This window comes from Gemmatimonadota bacterium (assembly GCA_009838845.1).
Lineage (GTDB): Bacteria > Latescibacterota > UBA2968 > UBA2968 > UBA2968 > VXRD01.
In genome coordinates, this window is sequence record VXRD01000126.1 from 1 (window position 1) to 22,720 (window position 22,720).

General features: G+C 52.6%; 17 protein-coding genes. 11 read left to right on the top strand and 6 right to left on the bottom strand.

Annotated elements, in window-relative coordinates; translation table 11 throughout:
- Positions 1–268 precede the first annotated feature (268 nt).
- The 4 genes from F4Y39_17475 to F4Y39_17490 are packed head-to-tail and all read left to right on the top strand — an operon-like array spanning position 269 to position 6,619.
- Positions 269–2,206, top strand: coding sequence for a hypothetical protein (locus tag F4Y39_17475; protein ID MYC15516.1), 1,938 nt, complete (start codon positions 269–271; stop codon positions 2,204–2,206).
- A complete protein-coding gene (locus tag F4Y39_17480) occupies positions 2,176–3,810 on the top strand; it encodes a hypothetical protein (protein MYC15517.1) in 1,635 nt (544 codons plus the stop codon). Before F4Y39_17475 ends, F4Y39_17480 begins: the two co-directional genes overlap by 31 nt.
- Positions 3,803–4,885, top strand: coding sequence for a molybdopterin-dependent oxidoreductase (locus F4Y39_17485; protein MYC15518.1), 1,083 nt, complete (start codon positions 3,803–3,805; stop codon positions 4,883–4,885). The genes F4Y39_17480 and F4Y39_17485 overlap by 8 nt, the downstream gene beginning before the upstream one ends.
- A gap of 12 nt (positions 4,886–4,897) precedes the next feature.
- Positions 4,898–6,619: a molybdopterin-dependent oxidoreductase gene (locus F4Y39_17490; GenBank protein ID MYC15519.1), complete on the top strand. Its 1,722-nt coding sequence runs from the start codon at positions 4,898–4,900 to the stop codon at positions 6,617–6,619.
- Between the two features lie 47 nt (positions 6,620–6,666).
- Here F4Y39_17490 and F4Y39_17495 read toward each other — a convergent pair whose 3' ends face one another.
- From F4Y39_17495 to F4Y39_17515, 5 genes are all read right to left on the bottom strand, one after another.
- On the bottom strand, positions 6,667–8,136 hold the full coding sequence (locus F4Y39_17495; GenBank protein MYC15520.1) for an aminotransferase class I/II-fold pyridoxal phosphate-dependent enzyme: 1,470 nt from the start codon (positions 8,134–8,136) through the stop codon (positions 6,667–6,669).
- The gene (locus F4Y39_17500) at positions 8,133–9,059 is read right to left on the bottom strand and encodes a hypothetical protein (protein MYC15521.1); all 927 of its coding nucleotides are present in this window, start codon (positions 9,057–9,059) and stop codon (positions 8,133–8,135) included. Before F4Y39_17500 ends, F4Y39_17495 begins: the two co-directional genes overlap by 4 nt.
- 178 nt (positions 9,060–9,237) lie before the next feature.
- On the bottom strand, positions 9,238–10,833 hold the full coding sequence (locus F4Y39_17505; GenBank protein ID MYC15522.1) for a T9SS type A sorting domain-containing protein: 1,596 nt from the start codon (positions 10,831–10,833) through the stop codon (positions 9,238–9,240).
- 264 nt (positions 10,834–11,097) lie between these two features.
- Positions 11,098–12,702 (bottom strand): ABC transporter substrate-binding protein, encoded by a 1,605-nt coding sequence (locus tag F4Y39_17510; protein MYC15523.1) that lies wholly within the window; start codon positions 12,700–12,702, stop codon positions 11,098–11,100.
- Between the two features lie 107 nt (positions 12,703–12,809).
- Positions 12,810–13,832, bottom strand: a complete 1,023-nt coding sequence (locus F4Y39_17515) for a phytanoyl-CoA dioxygenase family protein (GenBank protein ID MYC15524.1) — start codon at positions 13,830–13,832, stop codon at positions 12,810–12,812.
- Between the two features lie 241 nt (positions 13,833–14,073).
- Between F4Y39_17515 and F4Y39_17520 the strand changes: the two genes are divergently transcribed.
- Together F4Y39_17520 and pdxA are read left to right on the top strand one after the other, a co-directional pair.
- Complete coding sequence (locus F4Y39_17520; GenBank protein MYC15525.1) at positions 14,074–17,241, top strand: efflux RND transporter permease subunit; 3,168 nt, start codon at positions 14,074–14,076, stop codon at positions 17,239–17,241.
- A gap of 140 nt (positions 17,242–17,381) precedes the next feature.
- Positions 17,382–18,410 carry a 4-hydroxythreonine-4-phosphate dehydrogenase PdxA gene (pdxA, locus tag F4Y39_17525; GenBank protein MYC15526.1) on the top strand — a complete coding sequence of 343 codons (1,029 nt, stop codon included), beginning with the start codon at positions 17,382–17,384 and terminating at the stop codon, positions 18,408–18,410.
- Here pdxA and F4Y39_17530 read toward each other — a convergent pair.
- Positions 18,391–18,768 carry a deaminase gene (locus F4Y39_17530; GenBank protein ID MYC15527.1) on the bottom strand — a complete coding sequence of 126 codons (378 nt, stop codon included), beginning with the start codon at positions 18,766–18,768 and terminating at the stop codon, positions 18,391–18,393. The two genes, pdxA and F4Y39_17530, sit on opposite strands and share 20 nt — an antisense overlap.
- A gap of 155 nt (positions 18,769–18,923) precedes the next feature.
- On the opposite strand from F4Y39_17530, the gene F4Y39_17535 reads away from it, so the two are divergent.
- From F4Y39_17535 to F4Y39_17555, 5 genes are all read left to right on the top strand, one after another.
- On the top strand, positions 18,924–19,403 hold the full coding sequence (locus tag F4Y39_17535; protein MYC15528.1) for a hypothetical protein: 480 nt from the start codon (positions 18,924–18,926) through the stop codon (positions 19,401–19,403).
- The gene (locus F4Y39_17540) at positions 19,400–20,095 is read left to right on the top strand and encodes a helix-hairpin-helix domain-containing protein (protein ID MYC15529.1); all 696 of its coding nucleotides are present in this window, start codon (positions 19,400–19,402) and stop codon (positions 20,093–20,095) included. Before F4Y39_17535 ends, F4Y39_17540 begins: the two co-directional genes overlap by 4 nt.
- A 61-nt stretch (positions 20,096–20,156) precedes the next feature.
- Positions 20,157–20,864 carry an intradiol ring-cleavage dioxygenase gene (locus F4Y39_17545; GenBank protein ID MYC15530.1) on the top strand — a complete coding sequence of 236 codons (708 nt, stop codon included), beginning with the start codon at positions 20,157–20,159 and terminating at the stop codon, positions 20,862–20,864.
- Between the two features lie 77 nt (positions 20,865–20,941).
- The gene (locus F4Y39_17550) at positions 20,942–21,295 is read left to right on the top strand and encodes a hypothetical protein (protein MYC15531.1); all 354 of its coding nucleotides are present in this window, start codon (positions 20,942–20,944) and stop codon (positions 21,293–21,295) included.
- 133 nt (positions 21,296–21,428) lie between these two features.
- Entirely contained in the window at positions 21,429–22,688 is a 1,260-nt protein-coding gene (locus F4Y39_17555) for a TolC family protein (GenBank protein MYC15532.1), read from the top strand.
- Positions 22,689–22,720: the final 32 nt, after the last annotated feature.

The window sequence follows — 22,720 nt, forward strand, 5'->3', positions numbered from 1 at the left end:
CGCGGATGGCCGTGGAACGCAACCGCATATCCTCCTACAATCATATAGCGTACATTATTTTTTTCTAAAAACCCTAATAGTTCTTCGAAGTCGGGCTGGGTAGTCATATAGAAATTTCCCGGATTGGATTCGCAATTTTTCTACAAGGTCAAGGCGTTCTTCGGACGTAGAGGCCTGATTTTCTTCTTTTTTTTTGTCGTGTATATTTTTTACTGTGATTTTCATGGCGTGTTTCTCCGTTTTTTTGTAATCAAATATAGGGACGATTTTGTCTAAAAGCCATTTCATTATTCGCACGCTAATTCTGGTCCCGATTTTTGCGGGATGTCAGCAGAGCGAACAGGTGACGGTTTCGGGTGCGGTTGCAAAGCCGGGTACTTATGTATATCAGCCCGACAAATCGGCGAATAGTTATCTCGAAGGTGCCGGTGGCCTGACGGAAGAAGCGCTTCTCGATAGTGCATATCTGGTTCGAGGTTTGGTTGACTCTTCTGGCAAAGAGATAATCAAAAGTGTGACGATTCCCCTGTCGGAGCATCCAGAAGTTTTGCCCGGTGATGAGATTAAAGTGCCAACTCGTGTTTATGACGTGCGATTGGATACGGTTCGCGTTTTGCGCGATGTACGATTGGTGCACGAGAATCGGATTCTCAAAATTCCCACGGGTGCCCTGGTGTCTGGGTGGACAGAGCGCGGCGTGCTGGTCGCGTTGTTACTTGGTCGCGGAAAAGTTTACGAGATGGTTGATACCGCAAAGGCTGTGTGGGCTTTTCATTACTTATACGTTCATTTGCACCCCGATGAATACAGTCGCCTGAAGGGTTTTTCGGGAAATGTGATTGATAGTTTGGAGGCTCTGGAAGATGCACACGCCATCCATACACGCACCAGAACGCAGTTGGATTATGTGCGTCCTGAAGGGTTACAACTTCCGGACACGGGTTATTGGCGTGTGTTGCTGGGGATTTTGCTAACGCCCAGGAGTGCATCCTTTCCGGGTAGTGGATTGCGCCGGCGTCGCTTTGAGGATGGGCGTGTGTGGACGACTTTTCCCAATGGGCGACAGCGCTGGCAGTATCCCGATGGGCGGGTGGAGGTGATATTGCCCGGGGGCGTGAAGAAAGAAACCCGATTTCCCGATGGACGGGTTGTATCTGGCTATGAACAGCAGGTGTCTCGTTTGACAGATGAGTCTGCGGTTCGCAATGGTGTAGCTGGCCGCGCGATGGAGCAACGCACTTCGGAAAGGGTGACGAAGATTTCGGCAGAGGTAATACCCGATGGCACTATAGTAACCCGCAAAAAAGAGGAAAATGAGCCTGCCATTCAGCCCGATGGGTATAGGATTGTGAAAGGGGAGGATGGTTCAAGTCGGGAGACATTTCCCGATGGGCGAGAGATCGAGCGTAATCGCTTTGGACAAAAGATCACCTCGTGGCCCGATGGTCGAAAAGAAGTGCGGATGCCAGTAGCATACAGTTATCCCAGTCCGTTGCGAACAGATCTCGCGGTGGTCAATTCGCTTCCAGACTCGGTTGCCGCAGGTGAAGAACTGACGGTTTCAGGACAGCTACACAGCGAGGTGGAAGATATATCTATCGCGGCCTTTCTCGCGCCCGATGGCAGTGTGATCAAAGGGGCTGTGCGAAGGCAGGGGCGGCGGTTTCAGGCGCGGTTTCGGTTTGGGGAGGTGGGACATTGTCGCGTACAGGTTCAGGTTGTCCTGCCCAAGGCACGCACCTTTACGGTTTCTCATCAGGCGGTGGTTGTTGGCAATCCCGAGAAGTTAGAAGACGAGGTTTTGACAATAGTCCCTTATCCGGGCGATGAGGCGGCTGAACAATTTTTGATTGATGAAATTAATGCGGCGCGAAGGCGGATCGGTCGTCAGGCTGTACTTCCACATCCCAATTTGATGCATGTGGCGCGCATCCGCCTCGAGGAAATGCTGGCTTTGGGTGAGGTATCCCACTTTTCTTTATCGGGATTGGATGTGATGTGGCATGTAACCACCCGACGCTTGCCTTTTTCTCAGGTGAGCGAAAATGTGGCAAACGGATATTTTGTCGAAACGATGCAGGCAAGTTGGATGTTAAGTGCGAGCCATCGTTCAAATATATTGGCGAGACACTGGACACATGTGGGGGTAGCTGTGGCAAAAGATAGGGGTATGGTATGGGGCGTTCAGGTGTTTGCACGGCAATAAAAGCGAGGTTTGGTGTGAATAAAAAACAGGCCGATGTGCCCGATTTACTCCAGATTGAAGGCGGGTTAAATTCAGGCGTGTCGCGGAAGGTGTCGCAACAAACCGGCGTTCCCGAAGCGCAGGTCTATGGCGTGGGTAGTTTTTTTGATTTGTTGACGGATACGGACAAAAAAGTGCGGGTATGTACGGGTTTGTCGTGTCGCATGGCGGGTGCAGATCAGGTGTTGCAGGCGATGGTAGATGCGGGTCTGCCCGCGATGGGGTGTTCGTGTCTGGCAGCTTGTGATCGTCCGCCTGCGGTGTTGCGAGACCGCGATGTGTTGCCCGCTGTATCGGTCGAGGATGTGGTGCGGGCAGATGGCGATTGGACGCGGCTCCTGCCAGAGATAGTGTCCAGTGGCAACTTGGGACATGTGGGACCAGAGGTGGATGATCCAGATACTATGGCGATCAATTTGTTGGGGCAGGCCGATTGGTCGGGCAAAGCGTTTGCTAAGGCCGCGAAGATGCGTCCCGAAGAAATTATCGAAAAAATAGAGATGTCGGGGTTGCAGGGGCGCGGTGGCGCGGGTTTTTCCGCGTCTTTTAAGTGGAATGCTGTGTGTTCAGAAAAAGAGACCACGCGTTATGTGGTTTTAAATGGCGATGAGAGCGAGCCAGGTACATTTAAAGACCGCGAGATTTTGATGCGTCGTCCCGATCTGGTTGTTGAAGGATTGGCGATTGCGGCTTATAAAATCGGGGCGAGAGATGTTTATTTGTACTTGCGGGGCGAGTTCGCATTTCCAAAGGCTGTGATGACAAAAGCAATTGCAGAGTTTGAATCACATAATATATTTCCCGATATCCGTTTTCACATGCACTCGGGGCAGGGTGCGTATATTTGCGGCGAAGAGACGGCACTTTTAGAGGCATTGGAAGGCAAGCGCGGAATGCCGCGTTTGCGCCCACCCTATCCCACAGAATACGGTCTGTGGGGAAAACCCACACTTATTCACAATGTGGAAACTATTGCGTGCGTGCCTTCGATTATTTCAAGAGGCGGCGATTGGTTTCGCAATTTGGGGCGCACAGAGGCGGGGTCAAAAGTGTATTGTATTAGCGGGCATGTCAAACGCCCCGGTGTCTATGAGTTGCCGCTCGGTGTGACTTTAGATGAGTTGGTCGAAGAGGCCGGCGGATATATTGGTACTCCGAAAGCGTTTAGTCCCGGGGGTGCGAGTTCGGGCTTTTTGCCGGCTAAATACAGGGACCAACCATTGGATTTTAAGACAATGGATGGGTTGGGTTCGCTGCTCGGCTCGGCCGGTGTTGTTGTGTTGAACGACACGGTGGATATAAAATGGTCAGTCAGTCAACAGTTGAGATTTTTTCACGATGAAAGCTGCGGCCAATGCGCCCCCTGTCGCATTGGCACGCGGTATTTACACGAGGCACTGGAAAATCGCATTTGCAATCGGGAACAGGGCCACAACCCTCACTTGCAACACGCAGCAGACGTGGCGTGGCAAATGAATGAGGGTTCGATATGTGGTCTTGGGCAAATCGCTTCTCTCCCCCTGACGAGTGCCCAAAAATTCTTCCCCGAGGAGTTTGATGAATAAATTGATATTGAACGGACAGACGATATGCTTTGCCGAAGGCGAGACCCTGCTGGACATTACATCTCGTCAGGGATTGGAAATTCCGACCCTGTGTCACGATCCGCGTTTAGAACCCGCGGGTGCGTGTCGCTCTTGTCTTGTGGAAGTTGATGGCGAGCGGTTGATGACGCCGGCCTGTGCGCGCATCGCACAAGACGGGATGGTGGTGACGACCGAGAATGAGCGTATTGATCGGCACCGCCAAACCCTGATGGCTTTGTACATGACTGATCATCCGCACGAGCGCGAAGTATCGGAAGTCGGTTCGCCGGATTTATTGCTGGATATGGCTGCCGAGTTCGATGCGCCAATGGATTGGGGATGGATGGAGCCGATGCGAGGAGATAGGGAGGATCGCAATCCCTATGTGGATTTTAATCCCGATACCTGTATTGCGTGTGCGCGATGCGTGCGCTATTGCGAGGAAATAGAAGGTGTTTCGGCTATTACTCTTGCGGGTAGAGGGTCACATACGACGATTTCTACGGTGGAAGAAAAATCTCTGCTGGATACGACGTGCGAGTTGTGCGGTGGATGTATCGATGTGTGTCCAACTGGTGCTATGAATGAAAAATTGCCACTGATGCGCGGGCAAAAACCCGAGCGCGAACTGGTAAAGGTGCGGTCAACTTGCAACTTTTGTGGGGTGGGCTGTCAGCTCGATCTCAATGTGGATTCAGAAGGTCGCGATGGCAAGGGGCAGATTGTAAAGGTGACGAGTCCTCCGCCGGGCACGACGACCAATGACGGCAATTTGTGTGTCAAGGGACGCTTTGCCTATGACTTTGTGCACCACAAAGATCGGTTGACTGAGCCGCTTGTGCGCGGTGAGGATGGTGTATTGTATCCAACTACCTGGGACGATGCGCTCGAAAGAGCAGCGGAAGGATTGTTGGGCGTTGCAGAGCGACACGGCGCAGATGCCCTGGGTTTTGTGAGTTCGTCGCGGTGTACGATGGAGGAAAATTTTCTCGTTCAGAAAATGGCGCGCGCGCTGTTTCGGGCAAATCACGTCCATCAGTGTGCGGCCACGTGACACGCGCCAACTGTGGCCGGTCTGGTCGAAACATTTGGTGCGGGTGCTATGACGAATTCAATTGGCGAGATACGCGATGTTGATTTTCTGTTTGTGATTGGCAGCAATACGAGCGAGGCACATCCGATTATCGCTATGGAAATGAAACGCGCGATTCGCAAAGGCGCGACCTTGGTTGTCGCCGATCCCAGGGCGATCTGGATGACGTCTATTGCGGAAAAGCATTTGCAACTCAATCCCGGTACAGATGTGTGGTTGCTCAATGCCATGGCGCATGTGATTGTGGCAGAGGATTTGATCGATCGCGAATTTATCGAAAATCAGACTGAAAATTTTGAGCAGGTCAAAGAGGCTGTCGCGTCTTATACACCCGAAAAGGCTGAAGAGATAACGGGTATTTCAGCAGATGATATTCGCTGGACTGCGCGGCAGTACGCTACGACGGAAAAAGCGGGTATATATTATACGCTGGGCATTACGGAACACGCACACGGTACGGATAATGTGTATGCGCTTGCAAATCTGGTTTTGATGACGGGGCATCTGGGCAAGCCATCGACCGGGATGAATCCACTGCGCGGACAGAATAATGTGCAGGGTGCGAATGACGCGGGTGCTACGCCGATGTTTTATCCGGGTTATCAGCGTGTGGATGATCCAGAAGTGCGGGCAAAATACGAAAAGTCCTGGGGTGTTCCGCTGTCCCCGGTGCCGGGTCTGAATCTCAATGAGATGATGAAGACGGTGGGGGAACAGATGCGCGGCTTTTTTGTGATGGGTGAAGATATTGTGTTGTCCGAACCCAATGTTCTCGAGTTGGAAAAGGGATTGAATAATGTTGATTTTATCGTGATGCAGGATGCGTTTATGAATGAGACGGCGCGTTTTGCCGATGTGATTTTGCCCGCAGCCGTGTTTGCCGAGAAGGAGGGTACGTTTACCAATTCAGAGCGCCGCATTCAGAGGGTTCGCAAAGCAGTTGATCCTCCTGGTGAAGCGCTTCCAGATTGGGAGATTCTGGTTATGCTGGCGAATAAGATGGGCGCGAATTGGTCGTATAAAGATCCAGCGGAAGTTTATGCCGAGATGGTTAAAGACGTTCCCCAATTTGCCGGTATCAGTCACGAGAAATTGGAAAAGATAGATCGCGTAGCAGGTGAAGAGAGCATAGCGGGCTTACAGTGGCCGTGCCCCGATGCGGATCATCCGGGTACAAAATTTTTACACGAAGATGGCATTTTGCGCGGTAAGGGATTGTTTATGCCCGTGCATTATATCCCACCGGCGGAATTGCCAGATGAAGATTACGGTCTTTTTCTTTCTACGGGACGCACGCTGTATCACTACAATGCCGCAACACAGACGCGCCGAGAGTCCGGGCTTGATGCGAAACAGTCCGAGGCTTTTGTAGAGTTGCATCCGAGCGATGCGCGGAAACGGGGTGTTCATCACGGGGATGTGGTGGAGGTGACGACGCGGCGCGGAAGTGTGCAGTTGCGGGCTATTTTGTCGCGGCAAGTGCGCCCGGGGTGTATCTGGATGCCCTTGCATTTCGCCGAGGCGCGCGCCAATGTGTTGACGAATGATGTTGGCGATGCGGTGACGGGGACAGCCGAGTACAAGGTGTGTGCGGCGGAGGTGCGATTGGTTGAGTCAATGCCCGATAATGAAACGTTCTTTCCGGGGAGCTATTACTACGAAGAGGGACCGGGGTTGCAGCGCGTGGGTGATTGAGTCAGGAGATAAAAAAGCCACTGTGATACTGTGAACTATACCTTTCTTTAGGATAAAGCTTCCTGCCCGAATCGCTCGGCGGTCTGCAGGGTCTCGCGCACATCGTCCCATGTCGTGGTGTGGTTGGCGATGCAGAGTCTGAGTGAAAATTTTCCATGCAGAAGCGTTGAGGATATGAAGGCTTTGTCTTCCCAAAAGATGCGGGCGAGTATTGTCTTGTTGATTTCTGCGAGTTCTTCCTCGTCAACAGCGGTATCGGCGGGGTTGACGCGGAAGCATACGATCCCCAGCGATGCGGGGTTTAACATTTCCAGGGTTTGACTTTCACGGACGTATGCCTCGGCGCGGGCAGCCAGTTCCATTCCCTTTGCTACGGCTCGCCGGAATGCGTCCATTCCGAAGGTTTGGATCGACATCCAGATCTTAAGAGCGCGTACCGAGCGGCTCAGTTGCAGGCCGCGATCCGAGAAGTTCGGGTGGTTCGCGCCCCATATTGTGTCCTGGAGAATGTCGTGGTGAACGCCGAAGGCGTTTTCAAGTGTACTCAGGTCTTTGACCAGCAGACAGCCAGCCTCATAAGGCTGGAAGAACCATTTGTGCGCGTCCAGGCCGATGGAATCAGCCCGCTCGATCCCGCGCAAGAGTTCCTTGCCCTGTTCGGTCACGACAGCGAAGCCGCCGTACGCAGCGTCAACGTGTAGCCATATACCTTCTGCCTCGCAGTAGTCTGCCATGGTTTCGATCGGATCAATAGTTCCGGTGCTGCTCGTTCCGGCATTGGCGCATACCGCAATGGGGTTGAATCCCGCTGCGCGGTCATCGGCTACAGCCTGTGCGAGTGCTTCCACGTCCAGGCGGAAGAGGTCGTCGCTCGGTGTCAGGCGTATGCATTCTGGTCTGACGCCGATGATCCTGGCTGCTCGTATGTGCGCGCTATGGCTCTGGTCGCTCATATAAACAGTGGCGCGTTCAGGGTGGCCCGCTGCTTCTCGCGCTGCGACGAGGGCGTTGAGGCTGGCTGCGGAGCCGCCGCTCGTCAAAAGCCCACCCGCGCTTTCTGGATATCCGAGCCATTGCCGCAACCAATCAATGACGACCAGTTCGAGTTGGCTCGGACCGCTTCCGACCAGCCAGGTGCATGCGTTGACGTTGTATCCGGCGGCCATGAAATCGGCCAGCACGCTGGGCCATGTGGGCGCCGATGGGATAAACGCGAAGCAACGGGGGTGGTCCAGTCGCATCGCAAATGGGAGGATTTCGCGTGCGGCCTGCTCAATGACTTCTACTGGGGGCCGCCCAGCTTCGGGCGGATCCTTCAGGAGTTGTTTCTCCAGTCCCTGCCTGAATTCTCCATCCCAGGCATTTTCCCCGGGCAAGGTCTCAGTTCGCGCCACCAAAAGCTCCGCGGCTTTGTGCGCGAGTTCAAGCATGAGTTCGGGGGCCATCTGGAGGCTGTTGCCCGTCTCGTCTGAAAGTTCTTGTTTTGTGTCTGATCTTCTTTCCATACCCCTTCTCATTCTTTCACCTTCGGATAAAAGCCCGAGAGGAAGGTTAATTCCATGCCGGTTTGTGAGTCAGTGATTGGGATGGCATAACTGATCTTGGGCGAGCCAATGGGATCTCCGGTTAATTCGCCATCACCATTCTCATCTACCGCCGGATTATCGAAATAATACGCGACAAAACCGCCACCTGCTGCGGCTGCAGCGATGAGTTCCTGGACGTATTTGACGCCATTGGGATCTTCAAAGTTAATCAGGTTTTGTCCCTCGAGATCTGCATTGGCTGCGTGATACACTATGACGCCCTCGCTGTTTAAAACTGCGAGGTAGATGGCTTCGTGTTTCCACCTGCCGCCCTCTTGTCTGAATTCTTCTGCGATGTCTTCGGAAAAGGGGAAGCTTTTCGCGTATTCTTTTGCGGCTCCGACAAATGATTTCAGGGTTTTCTTATCTACTACATCTCTGGCTGTGATCTGCTTTGTTGGCTCTTCCAGGGAGTATGAACCTTTCACCTGTGCTTTTCCGCCAATGGGTAAATAGAGTATGACCTTATAGCCTGCGTTAATTGGTATGCTGGACCAGGAGCCGATCTCGACTCCGTCCTGCGAAGCACGCGCCTGGTAATAACCATTGCCCGATGCGATTTCCACCAGTGTCTGACCTTTTTCATCGGTTGTGCCTGACCACTGATAGTCGGGTGCCTGTCCGGCAATGGAGCGCGAAAATTCTACGGTTGCACCACTTACTGGTGTGCCGTCACGAGACAGATTGACCATGACCACAGCCTGTGCTTTGTGATGGGCTACTGCCAATTTGCTCAGAGGACGACCAACCTGCTCTTCTGTTCCGATTTCTGACTGCGTTACGCGCTCGCCGCCGCAGCTCCACATCAGTCCTGAGGCAAGAGCTATGACAAAAATACTGCGAATATGGTTCATCACCGGTCCTCCCTTTGTTGCGTTTTTTCGGATTTTGCAAAAGTCTGCTATATGGTGTAAATGCAGTTTATGCTTAGAAACTCTATTTGTCAAATATGTTTGTGAGGTCCTTGAGTAAAATAAAAAAGCCGCGAATTATGCTCACGGCTTTTTAGCCTCCGTTTGTTGAATCTCATATTTATTTTACCAGAAGCAGCCGTCGAATGATGACGCTACTTGAATGTGCCAACCGATAAATGTAAACGCCGCTGGAAACTTCTCGGCCAAACTCGTCCTTGCCATCCCATCTGACCCGATACTGACCAGGTGCTTGACTGTCCTGTACCAAAACGCGAACCTGTTGTCCCAACGTGTTGTATATCGCCAGACTCACATGCCCTGCTTCGGGTATCTGGTAGGCGATTTGCGTAGATGGGTTGAAGGGGTTGGGTACATTGGGATGTAGGACGAGGTCCTGCATAGCCGTCTGAGCGCGATCACCTATGGGAAGGGTGAGCGTTGTTGGTTCTCCGCCGTTGATGGGAATGCTATTCCATGTGGCGAGCGTGTTTCCATCGGCGTCCTTTGCTCGGGCGAGGTAGTAGCCCGAGACGTCGCTATCAGATTGGATTTCGATGGTGGTGCGTCCTTCGGCATCAGTGGTGCCCTGCCACTGGTATTCGGGTGCGCGACCAGCAATGGATCGGGAGAATTCGACTGTGGCGTCTGCTACAGGCTGGTCGTTCTGGGTGAGGGTGATATTCAGGATAATGCGCTTGAGGTCTTTATAGAACCCGGCGCCGACGATATACTCCCCGCCACGGAACACAACGAGTTCGGCGTAGCTCACTTTAGGCGAACCGATGTCTTCATCTCCTTCTACCGCCGGGTCGTCGAAGTAATATTCGACATATCCGCCGCCCGCCTTTGCCACGTTAATGAGTTCCCGGATGAACTTAACCCCGTTTATATCCACCCGATCGAGACTGCTCACAAACCTGTGCTCTACCGACCGGTCGGCACCGTGAAAGTGCACGTAACCGTCCGTGGTGAAGACAAAGAAATAGACGGAGCCTTGTCTATAGGGACCGCCTTCTTCTCTGAAGAGATCCTGATTTTGCTGAAGCACATCAAGCCCGACTTGCTCTATGGCTTTTAGATAGCGGTTTCCCGTCCCCTGTACGAATGCCTTGAGGGTTTTCCGATCAACCACGTCGGCGGCTGTGACGTCGGGAGGAGGGATGAGGGACGGGTCGAACGGCGTTGCACTGGCATGCGAAACATCCTGGTAATAGCCGCCGATCAGGACCACCGTGGTTCCGGCTATTCCGGAGGTATAATTGACGGCGTAGGCGACCTTGGGGGTGTTCTCGTCTCCTTCCATTGCCGGGTCATCCCAGTAATACTCGACGTGGCCTCCGCCCATGTTAGCTGCTGCAATAAGGTTTTGTACGACTTTATTGCCGCGGGCGTCTTCGATGTCGTACAGATGCTTGCCGTTCGCGCTGATGTCACCGGCATGATGAAACACCGTGCCATCTGGTAACATGATGATGAGGTACGTGTTCCCGTGTTTCCAATCCCCCTCGATACTGATGCTGTGGAGATACGGCGCGAGTTCGTTGGGATCGGTAAAAGCTTCCGCATGTGATTTCGCATATAATACGAATGCCTCCAATGTCTCCGCATCTACCACTTCACTGGCGGTTATCTTCTGAGTTTGGGCTACTGCGGGCTGCACTACTGCGCAGAAGGTGAACAACCCCAGAATGATTACTGCTGTTAGACGTCTCATAACAATTCCTCCCTTTTTGAGTTGTGATACTGTGAACTTGCCTTGCTTATGGAGAATAATGATACGATTCCTTTCTGAAAAAAAGTAGATTTATTTATACAAACGTTTTCAATTCATTAATTTAATTTATGATACAAGCAGAAGCGCAAATCCAGGGTCCTCTGCTTTGAAAGGAGGAGTGAAAAAACAACCGCTCTCTTGTTGGGAAGTGCAAGAGAGCGGTTGAATATAGTAAGAAATGAATTGTTGATTGATTTCAGGACCTCACGGCGTGAACCGATAGACGATGGGCAATTGCGCGGGGTCTGTGATGTTCAAATCTGTGTGGTGATAGATGTTTATGCGCCCGGTGCCGCAGTCTCCAAATTCGTCGCAGGTGAGCGTGCCGAGGAGGCCCTGGAAGCCGGATGTATGATGGAGTTCCCTGCGCAGTGCGGCGCGATCGACATACAATTTCCCGTCATCTTCGCCCGCGACAATCTCGATGGCATTGAGCAGTAGCGTTGTGGCGTCGTAAGAGTGCGCCCAGTAAGGCGTGCCTGGAAATCCGCCATACGCGGCTTCATACGCGGCGAGCACGTCATCTACGCTTTTACCCGTTGTAGAATTGACATTTGTGCCGAGGTCCGTCTCAGGTCCCGCAGCGTAAATGCCCTCTGACTGCGGTTTGGCGAGGAACTCCGAATCAAGGAGAGCCGCACCCGCGATGAGTGTTGCGTCTTTCAGGCTGTCGTGTTCCCGCACTTGCTTGGCGAAAGGTATGCCTTCTTCGTCGAAGAGTGGGAAAAAGATGCCGTCTGGTGTGGCTGCTGCGAATTCCGCGAGGACAGATGTCATGTCCGTCTGTCCTTTCGCGATCCTGGCGGTGGCTGCAACTTCGCCTCCGATAGCGCTAAACGCATTGCCAAATGCGATGGTGAGGCCCATGGTGTACGGGTCGCCATCGTCGATGGCCGCCATGCGCCGCAGGCCCAATTCATTATAGGCGAAGTCGGCGACTGCCCGCGCCTGGTAGAGATCGTTGACCGATACGCGGAAGTAGCCGGGGTGATAGTCGGAACTCGCGTTGCCTGCGAGGTCGGATGTGAGTGCCGGCGAGGTGTTGGACGGCGAGATCATCACCAGTCCCGCCGCGCTGATTACTGGCGAGGCCGCCACTGCCGCACCCGAGCAGGATGTGCCGATGACGCCCAGTACCTGTGGGTCGGCGATGATCTGCTCCGCGCCCATGTGTCCGCCTTCCGGTCCACACCCGGTGTCTATTGACTCGCCCAGTTCGACCGCGTGACCGTGGATCAGGCCAAAGTCTTGCACAGCCAACTCAACGGCGTTTCGCGACGGCACACCGAGCGACGCCGCGATGGTAAGTGTGAGCAATGAACGGATTTGTACGGCTTCGCCCTCACCAATCACGACAAGGGAACGCATGGATGAACCGGTTACATGTGCCCTTCCTCCAATGGGCAAATCGAGCATGACTTCGTAGCCCGCGTTGATCGGAATGCTCGACCAGGAACCGATCACGACCCCGTCCTGAGAGGCACGCGCCTGGTAATAACCATTGCCAGATTTGATTTCCACCCATGCATGACCGTGGTCGTCGGTCGTGCCCGACCAATGGTAGTCTGGTGCCTGTCCCGCAATGGAACGCGAAAATTCTAAAGTTGCACCGCTTACTGGTGCGCCATCACGGTGCACAGTGGCTCTTACTATAGCCTGTACGGCATCTCCGTGCGCTACCAATTTGCTCAGGGGACGTCCAATTTGTTCGTCTGTCCCGGTCTCTGACTGCGTGACGCGCTCTCCGCCACAGTTCCACATCAGTCCTGCGGCGAGGGCTATAACAACTATAATGCGGATGTGTTTCATCACCGGTCCTCCTGAAAAACGTTGTGTGAAAATACTGTCTCGATAAAAGCCATGCCTAAAAATAGAAACCTCCCTGGAGAAAAAGCGTTGTATGAAAATGATGTCGATCACGCAAATGCCAGAGCTTTTCTGGCAGCTTGAGCCTGAGGTGAATTGGGATCGCGTCGTATGGCGCGATTCATGGCAATATACGCGCGCTCATCTCCCGCTTTAGCCAGTTCGAGGGCTTCTGCAAAACCTTTCTCTGAATAGCTGAGGTCGCGGGGTATGATGTGATTGTTCTGGTTTTGCCAGTAGTATTTGAGGTCGTCGCTTGCCCAGTCTTTGTACACGTCTTCCCAGGTGAGATTGTTGAAGATGTTCAGATGGGGTTCGAGCATGTGCTCGGATAGGGTGTCGCCGAGTTTTTGATAGCGGTTGTCGAGGGAGACGCGAAGGCGGTCTTCGGTGAGGTTTGGTAGAGCCTGGTGTACTGTGAGTGCGGGAAAGATCAGGGTATCGCCGATTTCGTAGTTGGTACTGTGCCATTGGCCTTCCAATTCGTCGGTGTGGATGCACAGGCTGCCCGCGCCGAGGGAGAAGTGGTGGTTCATCACGGCATTGATTTTGTGAGAGCCGGGCAATACGGCGAGGCCACCCAGTTCAATGGGACAGTCGCCAACAGGTGCCCAGCAGGTGTAGGTGTCGAAGTTGCCCTGAAAGTGTACAAAGTCCTGGTGAATCGGTGTGGTGTGCGCCGTGTATTTGGGAAACCACAGGCGAGCGACTTTGTGCGGATGCGGGAAGACAGGGCCATCCATTACTTTTTCGAGCAGGTCGAGAACTTCTGGTTCATGGGCGATGCGGTGAAAGGCTTCGAGTTTGTACACTTCGTGATATACGTCGGTGTATTCGGGGTCGCCTTCGGTACACTGTTTGGAAATATCGGCAATGCCATCTATGGGGTCGGTTCCCTCGACGAGCCACGGTGTCATTTTGTGGAGCATTTGTCGCCGCAATTCCCAGAGTTTGTCCGGGTTCTGTAATTTGCGAAAGAAGAGGTACCCTTCTTCTCGGATGCGCCGCCGCAACTCTTCCGAATCGTTGATCGCGTCGTTGGATACGCGCAATTCTACAATCTGGTCCGTCATGGCCTGCTCCTGGGTTAATAAGGAGATTTGGGCGATTTCTCTTCGGGGGAGTTGGTCTTCAATTTATAATTATAGGCTTTATATATTAGAATGCAACTTAAATTAGCAACGAGAGTTTTAATTTCTATAATTATTTTTAACTGACTGACAGGGCATCGCAAACTCTGTTTGCCAAATCTGTGCAAATCTTCGATAATTAATAGCGATACTCCGATGGTGCTAACTAACTGCTGAATTTGCCATGAATCCCAAATCTTCTCTTTTACCGCGTATTTCGGTGTTGCGACCCGTGTCCGTTACCATGTGCCTTGTCGCGCTGTTGGTACTGGGGGCGGTGGCGTATGTGCGTATGCCCGTCGAGATGATGCCCGATGGTTTGACACCGCCCTTTTTGGCTGTGTCTGTTGGGTTTCGCAATGCCTCTCCGCAGGAGACCGAGCAACAGATCACCCTGCCGCTGGAAGAGACGCTGCGTACCGTAAAGGGTATTAAGACCCTGCGTAGCTACAGCTCTCGGGGCGCACGCGTGCATATGGAATTTCGTCAATATACAGATATGGCGGCTGCGTACAATCAGGTTTCAGATCGGCTCGAGCGCCTCAAGCCCCTGTTGCCAGAAGAGGCTCGAGACGAGGTGCGTATTCACAAATACGATCAGGATTCGAAGTCTGTTATGTATGTGGCTGTGTCGATTGACTCGGCCATTACAGAACCCTTTCAGTTTATCGAGACCTTTGTGCAGTATCCTCTGGAGCGCGTGGATGGGGTTGGGCGCGTGGATATTTTTGGCGCAGATCGCAAGGAAGTGATGGTGGAGGTGGATCAAGATCGCATGAGGGCGCGCGGTGTGCGCATTGGCGAGATTGTTTCGACCTTGAGGGGCGACAATTTCGCACTTGCCGGGGGGTATGTGCGGGAGGGACCAAAGAAATTTTACGTGCGGTCGCTGGCGCAGTATGTCACGTTGCAGGAAATTGAAAATATCCAGATTCGATCGCGGGCAGGCAAGGTGCGCCTTGGCGATGTGGCTTCGGTGGTTTTCGAGGTGCCCGAAAAATCGTGGACGCAGCGCATTGATGGCAAAAGAGGTATGAGTTTTGGCATCAAACAGGAATCGGGTGCAAATGTCGCGGATGTGACCGATCGGGTTGTGGCAAAATTGAAAGCTATCGAAGAAGATCCGCGCATGGCCGGGCAGGTGTCGTTTCAGGTGATGTTCAATCAGGGGTTTTTTATTAAGGAATCGATTCGCAATCTTCGGGAAACCGGGCTTTGGGGCGGGCTATTTGCCGCGCTGGTGTTGTTGTTCTTTTTGCGTACCGTGCGGATGACGGCCATTATTACTTTGGCTATTCCGCTGTGTGTGATGATTGCGATGACCGCGTTGTATTTTGTCGGCTGGTCGCTCAATGTGGTGACTATGATGGGACTTATGGTTGGGATTGGGCTGGTTGTGGATAATGCCATTGTGATTTTGGAGAATATTTATCGCCGGCGGGGCAATGGCGAGGCACCCGAAGATGCCGCTATCTTCGGTGCGAGTGAGGTGGGGCAGGCCATTACTATGGCGACGTTTACGACGGTGGTGGTGTTTTTGCCTATGATGTTGTTTAGCGGCAATATGTTTATGACTTTTTACATGACGCGCCTGGGCGTTCCGGTTGGGGTGGCTCTGGTGGGATCGCTATTTGTGGCGCTGTTATTTATTCCCCTGGCGTCGGTGCGATTGGGCAAAGGTCGGGTGCGTCCCAATCCCAAAATCATTGTGAAGGCGCGAGGAATTTATGAGCGCATGTTGAGTTGGACATTGCGACACCGCCGGGACGCGGTGTTGATCGCGCTGGCACTTGCGGCAACGACGATGTATCCCCTGGATAATCTGAAGCGCGCAGACCGCCACCGCGGTGGCGCGTTTAACGATTTGGATGTGCGGTTGAGGTTGCCGCGTCACTTTTCGCCAGAAGAAACCGAGGATATTGTGGGGGAGGTTGAGGAATTTCTGGAGGCGCGGCGTGAAAAATACGGCTATGAAACCCTGCGCGTTTACTACCGACCTGGCTACGGTAATCTGAGCTTGTATATGCCGGCTAAGAGCGATGATCCGTGGTGGTACGTGGCGTACAAAAATACGCGCAGTGCTCTGGGGATACCCGTTGCTGGACCCATGGAACGGGCTGAAGTCGCGGAAGATATTAGCAAAAATATGCCCAGATATGTGGGTGTGCGGCATTCCGTGGAAGGGGCTCGCAATGAGGGCGGAGGTAGTGATCCGGGCGTGACGATTTATCTGGAAGGCGATGATACCGAGGTCCTGGTCAGTCTCGTCGATGAGGTCGAGCGACGCTTGAGACAAATCCCGTCTCTTGTAGGCGTTGACACGGATTTGGAACTGGCCGATGACGAGGTGCGGGTCGTGATTGATCGGGAGCGGGCGAAACGACTTGGGATTTCTGTACGGGATGTTGCGCGCTATATCTCTTATGGTCTGCAAGGGGTGTCGTTGCCCCGTTTTAAGTCCGACGACGGCGAGGTGCGGGTGCGGCTTTTTCTGGATAGGACAGACCGACAAAATTTGAATCAGTTGCGCAATTTTCCGTTTGAGACCGACGATGGTACAGAAGTGGCATTGAGCGAAGTCGCCTTCTTCCAGGTCTCGCGGGGGATGGGGCGCATTGCGCGGTACGATGGCAAGGTCAAGTTGCGTATCAGAGCTTATACGACGCGGACAGATATTAGGGGCCTGGCCGCGGAGATTGACAAAGTGATGGATGGTCTCGAGTTGCCCCGCGGGTATTCGTGGGACAAGGGAGAGAGTTTCAAGCAACTTAGAGAGGACGAAGCCTCTGAGCGGCTGGGAATTGTGATGGCGGTGATATGTGTGTTTTTGTTGATGGGCGTTTTGTTCGAGTCGTTTATTTTGCCGTTTTCAGTGCTTTTTTCAATTCCATTTTCTTTTTTGGGTGTTTACTGGACGCTGTATTTGACAGGCACGCCCATGGATAGGATGGCGTCTGTGGGGGTGATTGTGTTGATCGGTGTGGTGGTGAATAACGCGATTGTGCTGGTGGATATGGTCAATCGCTTGCGTGCCGATGGCATGAATCGCTTTGATGCCATTATGGAAGCGGGGCACAATCGCTTTCGCCCCATTTTGATGACGACGTTTACAACGGTCTTTGGCTTGCTGCCCATGGCTGTGGGCGATAGCAATGCAATGGGTTCGTCTTATGCGCCTTTGGGACGCACGATGATGGGTGGGCTGTTGGCCTCGACATTCCTGACGTTGCTGGTTGTGCCCCTGTTTTATACCTTGCTCGACGATTTGCGTCTGGCGATTCGGCGTTTGAGCGCTGGCGCATTTGCCTCTCGCGCGAGGGATGAGGCTTATGATACGGCCGACGATGATTGATGATTAAAGAGGATGTGTAATGGAAATAGTGATTGGGATGATTGTTGTGTATATCATTGCGGTCCTGGTGGTGAGGTGGCAGGGAAAAGAGAAGTAAGGATTGTGGCGGTTTTGAGACCGCCACTTTTTTTGGGATTTTTATGTTAGAGAAAGACGTTTTAGACAAACGCCCGCTGATGGGCATTACGATGGGCGATCCGTGTGGTATAGGACCGGAAGTAATTTTGAAGGCTCTGGCACGTGGGGAAAGCTATCGCGTGTGTAAGCCGCTGGTTATTGGGCATCCGGAAATATTGAAGCGCGATATGGCTATGGCCGGTGTGCGATTGGATGTGCGGGTTGTGAAGCAACCCGAAGATGGTGCGTTTGAGTTTGGGTGTGTTGATGTCTGGTGTCCGATTGATGTGGATATGGATCAGATTGAAATGGGCGAGGTGTGTCGCGAGTCGGGTAGAGCAGCAGCTGAGTGGGTGATTCGCGCGGTTGATCTGGCGATGGCGGATCGAATTGACGGGATTGTGACGGCGCCTTTAAATAAGGAGGCGATGAATCTGGCGGGTTATCCGTATGCGGGTCATACGGAATTGTTGGCTGGGAAATCGGGCGCAGGACGCGCACATATCATGCTGGTATCTGAGCGCCTGACTGTGTCGCATGTGACGGGGCATATTGCGTTGCACGAGGTTCCCGATAGGCTTACGGTTGATCTGATTTACGATACGGTTCGGCTTACCCGCGATGTGCTCGTCGGTCTGGGTAAGTTAGACCCCAGGATAGCAGTATGCGGGTTAAATCCACACGCGGGCGAAAATGGCTTGTTCGGTAGCGAGGATGCAGAGGTCGTCCGTCCCGCAGTTGAAAAGGCTCTGAGCGAGGGCTGGCGCGTTGATGGGCCTCTGCCTGCGGATACGACTTTTTTGAAGGCCTACAATGGAATATACGACGGGGTGGTGGCGATGTATCACGATCAAGGCCATGTGCCCGCAAAGCTGGTGGCGTTTGATGAGGCTGTCAATGTGACTCTGGGCTTGCCGATTGTGCGGGCGTCTGTGGATCACGGTACGGCTTATGATATCGCGGGCAAGGGCATCGCTAAGGCCGTGAACATGTTGCAGGCGATTCGCGTGGGGAGTAAGTTGGCGATTCAGATTATTCCATCCCCGCGATGACGTCGAGGAGTATGAGGTGTGCGCCGGTATCGCCGAAGATGGGCGTGCGCGTGGGTGCATTCTCCGGAAAAAATTCGGCGTAGGCGTCGTTGAAGTCCGAAAAAAGAGAGCGGTCCTGGAGGATGGCGGTTACTTTTAGAACGTTGTCGAGCGATGTTCCCGCGTCTTCGAGTATGCCCGCGATATTGGTGAGTATGCATCGGGTTTGCGTTTTGACATCGTCTCCGACAATTTCATCGGTTTCCGGATCGACCGGGGGTTGGGCAGAGATGAAGATGAGGTCGCCGTAGATTATGGCTTGTGAGTAGGGGAATTTGGGGATGTTCCCGCGTGTGCTGGTGAAGGGTTGTTTTTTCATTGGGTTCTCCTTTTGGGAATGAATGGTGAGGATGTGTAATATAATTCTCAATAAAAAAAATAAAAAGGTTTAGATGTGGGATGGGAGATGATAGGCGGGAACGTTCTGGCGTATTGGTTGGTCTAAGGTTTAGTGATTAAAAATAGGAATGTGTTTTGGATATCTCAACCCAACAATCTCGGCGAGGAGACGCCGACCTGCTTCGGCGTTTTGTTCTCGCTATTTTGATGATGGGAATTGTCGGCACGGGAGCCGAGCTTGTTCTCCTTGAGCATATGGAGGATTTCTGGCAGTGGGTTCCTCTCGTGCTCTTTGTGGCGGCACTTCCATGCGCCGGTTGGCTCTTTATTGCGCCTGGCGTGGCGAGTGTCCGCGTTTTTCAGATTTTGATGGTGCTGTTTGTTGTTTCGGGTTTTGTTGGGCAGTGGCTTCACTACAAGGGGAATGTCGAGTTCGAATTGGAGATGTATCCATCTCGTAGCGGGCTTGAGCTCGTTTGGGAAGCTCTGGGCGGTGCCACCCCGTCGCTGGCACCAGGTACGATGACACTTCTCGGATTGCTCGGTTTGGTGGTTTGTTTTCGCCACCCAGGCTTGCGGGCTGGTGAAGTGAGAAATTCTCAGGAGGGAACATGAATATTTGCGGTAGAAGAGAGAAGTTTACCAATATGGTGGTGTTGCTGGTGTGTTTTGCGATGCTCTGGGGTTGTGGTGGGTCGAACGTGGATGAGACATCTGTCTCCGACGCTCCCACGGAAGAAGCCGTGAGTAGCGCGGTGGTCGTCAATCCAAATCTCGCAGGATCCGATGAACTCGGTGCCCTTCACGGGATGAGTAAAGAACTCGCTGACGCGATTGTGGCGCAGCGCCCTTTCTTGGGAATGGAAGCATTGCACCCGGTCGTGTCACAGCATCTGGGCCAGGAGGCGGTCGAGATGCTCTACGTTCAGATGTTCATTCCGCTTAATCTGAATACTGCCAGCGAGGAGGAGATTCTTCTGGTGCCTGGCGTGGGAAAGCGGATGGCGCACGAGTTTGAGGAGTACCGTCCTTATACGGCTATTGCCCAATGGCGCCGTGAGATGGGTAAATACGTAGATGATACCGAGGTGGCGCGTCTGGAGCAGTATGTTTTTGTGCCTATCGACTTGAATACGGCTACTGAGGAGGAGATCCTCGCCATTCCCGGTGTGGGAAAGCGGATGGCACACGAGTTTGAGGAGTACCGTCCGTATTCGAGTATGGAACAGTTCCGGCGCGAGATTGGCAAGTATGTCGATGATGGCGAGGTGGCGCGTCTGGAGCGGTACGTGGAGATTCGACCTTAGTGTTTTTTTCTTCAGATTGCCTATATTGAGCTTGGTTATCTAATGTAGAAGATTTTATGCAATGGAGGTTGTGATGTCTGTTAATCGCCGACGTTTTCTGTGTCAATCCGCTGCATTGGGTGCGGCGGTTTTTGTGACGCCAGGGGTTTTTGCCGAGCAACTGACGCTTACACCCCGGCAAACCGAGGGTCCGTTTTATCCGGATGAGATGCCGCTGGATGTCGATAATGATCTCGTGATAATCAACGATGCGATTACGCCAGCCGTGGGAGAGATTACGCATTTGACCGGGCGCGTTCTGGATGTGAATGCCAATCCCGTAAAGAATGCCATAGTGGAGATCTGGCAGGTCGATCGCAATGGGGTTTATATCCATTCTGAGGCTCCGCGGCGCAATAGGCGAGATACCAATTTTCAGGGTTTTGGGCGTTTTGAGACGGGATCTACGGGTGAATATCGCTTTCGGACGATTAAGCCCGTGCGGTACGGGGGGTCGCGAACCGCTCATATTCATTTTGCGATTAATAAAAATGGGCACCGGCTTTTGACGTCGCAGATGTACGTGAAAGACAATCCGGACAATGAGTGGGATTCTATTTTCAGGAATACTGGTCGCGCGTCTCACGATTTGCTGTCCGTGCCGTTTAAGCCATTGCCCGGGTCTGAGATTGGCGAATTGACGGCAAATTTTGATATTGTGATTGGCGAGTCGCCCGAAGACCGGGAAAATGATCGGGGTCGGCGAGGCCGGCGGCGCGGGTGGTGGTAAAAAAAATATGTGTCTTGACGAAATAAGCGCTTTTGGCTATTTTTTTGTAAACTTTCCAACTTCTGGAGATTTGAGCCGTGTTTCGTCGTTTTCCGTACATTCTTATTGTCGCGCTGACGCTCATAGGAATGGTTGCACCCTGTCTGTGCTGGGCGCATCAGGTGTCGATGCCAGAGTGTCATGCTGCGGCAGAGATGAAAGATTGCTGTTGTACCAAAGAGGCAGCAGTTGATCAGGAGATGCCAGCGGGCGACGTGGCTGTTTTGCCCGGTGGATGGCAAAATCCAAAGTTGGATTTGACATGTGTTACATTGTATCCCTCTGTTGTTCTTTCCCAGAGTAATTTCCTTCCTTTTGTGGTGGATGATCGCCAGAGAGCTTTGCGATCACCGCCCGATCTGTATCTTCTCCACGCTGCATTTCTCATCTGATTTTTCCTTCCTGTGCGTGAATGGCATTTGGGGATAGGTGTGTACAAATCGTTCCCGATTGTCGTTTTTCCTGCTGCATGATGTCTTTTTTGCGGTCGTTTTTCTCTATTAATAAATTCTCTGGAGGTGGCTTGTGTATGCTATCCGAGCCATGATCGGACTATGCCTCATGGGTATATCTTTTTTGCCTGTGCGGGCAGATGAACTGGATCTGGATGGGCTGATTCAGGAGGCTGTGGAAAATAATCCCAATTTGTCGGTTCTGCGGGCGCGGTTGGCTGCTTTTGAAGCGAAAATTCCGCAGGCGGGCGCGCTGGAAGATCCGTCTTTTCGCTTTGAGGTGAGCAATGTGCCGTTGAGCGATTTCAATTTGAGTAGTACGCCGATGAGTGGGAATCAATTTGTGGTCAGTCAGAAGTTTTCTTTTCCGGGAAAACAGCGGGCGCGCGAGCGATCAGCCCAGTTTGCCTCAGACTCTGTTGCATGGCTGTTGCGTGACCGAGAACTGGTAATTGCCAATGCGATTAAGCAGCCTTTTTTTGATCTGGCTTATGTGATCCGTGCTATTGCGATTATGGAAAAGAATCGGGTTTTGTTGCAAGATCTGGTTCGCATTGCTCGCACGAAATACGCCGTTGGAAAAGGGTTGCAACAGGATGTGTTAAAAGCTCAGGTTTCGCTTTCTGCACTGGATACGGAGTTGATTGCTCTTCGGGCTAAAAAGCAATTGGCAGAGACGCGTTTGAATCTGGTGTTGAATCGGTCTCCACAAGGTTCTTTGGGCGCGCCGCCAGATACTATTGGTCTTTCAGGCGTGCCGCTGACGATTGATGTCTTGCTGGCTCAAGCCGATGAGAGGCACCCATCCCTGAAAGCTATGGATCAATCGATTTTGATGTGGCGAGCAGAGGTTGAGGTTGCGAGAAGAAATGTTTGGCCGGATATGACGGTGAGTTTGGGTTATCGCCAGCGCGTGTTTGCGGCCAATGATCCGGTGAAAGGAAGCGATTTTATATCTGTTGGTATAGGTATTCCACTTCCCGTGTTTGGCGGACGCAAGCAACGCCAGCAGATTGCAGAAGCGAGAGCCAATCTGCGAGAGGTTGAGGCTCAAAAGGCTGCTGAACGCCAGGAGATTCACTACGAGATTCAGCGTCTAATTATTGAGGTCAGACAACACCGGGAAAGTGCCGAGTTGTTTCGCTCTGCGATGTTGCCTCAGGCAGAGCAGTCGCTGGCGTCGGCATTGTCGGGGTATCGGGTGGATAAGGTGGATTTTTTGACGTTGTTGAATAATCAGGTGACGCTATTGAATTTTGAGATCGCACATTATCGACATGTGATTGAGCATGAAAAACGGGTGGCGGATCTGGCGGCGGCGGTGGGGCATTAGGTGCGAGGTAGGGGCAGGCCTGTGTCTGTCCG

What these genes read in the sequence shown, in the direction of transcription:
- F4Y39_17515 (MYC15524.1), bottom strand. Translation starts at nt 13,832, where the DNA reads ATGACGGACCAGATTGTAGAATTGCGCGTATCCAACGACGCGATCAAC.
- F4Y39_17530 (MYC15527.1), bottom strand. Translation starts at nt 18,768, where the DNA reads ATGAAAAAACAACCCTTCACCAGCACACGCGGGAACATCCCCAAATTC.
- F4Y39_17545 (MYC15530.1), top strand. Translation starts at nt 20,157, where the DNA reads ATGGAGGTTGTGATGTCTGTTAATCGCCGACGTTTTCTGTGTCAATCC.
- F4Y39_17500 (MYC15521.1), bottom strand. Translation starts at nt 9,059, where the DNA reads ATGAACCATATTCGCAGTATTTTTGTCATAGCTCTTGCCTCAGGACTG.
- pdxA (MYC15526.1), top strand. Translation starts at nt 17,382, where the DNA reads ATGTTAGAGAAAGACGTTTTAGACAAACGCCCGCTGATGGGCATTACG.
- F4Y39_17520 (MYC15525.1), top strand. Translation starts at nt 14,074, where the DNA reads ATGAATCCCAAATCTTCTCTTTTACCGCGTATTTCGGTGTTGCGACCC.
- F4Y39_17485 (MYC15518.1), top strand. Translation starts at nt 3,803, where the DNA reads ATGAATAAATTGATATTGAACGGACAGACGATATGCTTTGCCGAAGGC.
- F4Y39_17510 (MYC15523.1), bottom strand. Translation starts at nt 12,702, where the DNA reads ATGAAACACATCCGCATTATAGTTGTTATAGCCCTCGCCGCAGGACTG.
- F4Y39_17480 (MYC15517.1), top strand. Translation starts at nt 2,176, where the DNA reads ATGGGGCGTTCAGGTGTTTGCACGGCAATAAAAGCGAGGTTTGGTGTG.
- F4Y39_17540 (MYC15529.1), top strand. Translation starts at nt 19,400, where the DNA reads ATGAATATTTGCGGTAGAAGAGAGAAGTTTACCAATATGGTGGTGTTG.
- F4Y39_17495 (MYC15520.1), bottom strand. Translation starts at nt 8,136, where the DNA reads ATGAGAAGGGGTATGGAAAGAAGATCAGACACAAAACAAGAACTTTCA.
- F4Y39_17505 (MYC15522.1), bottom strand. Translation starts at nt 10,833, where the DNA reads ATGAGACGTCTAACAGCAGTAATCATTCTGGGGTTGTTCACCTTCTGC.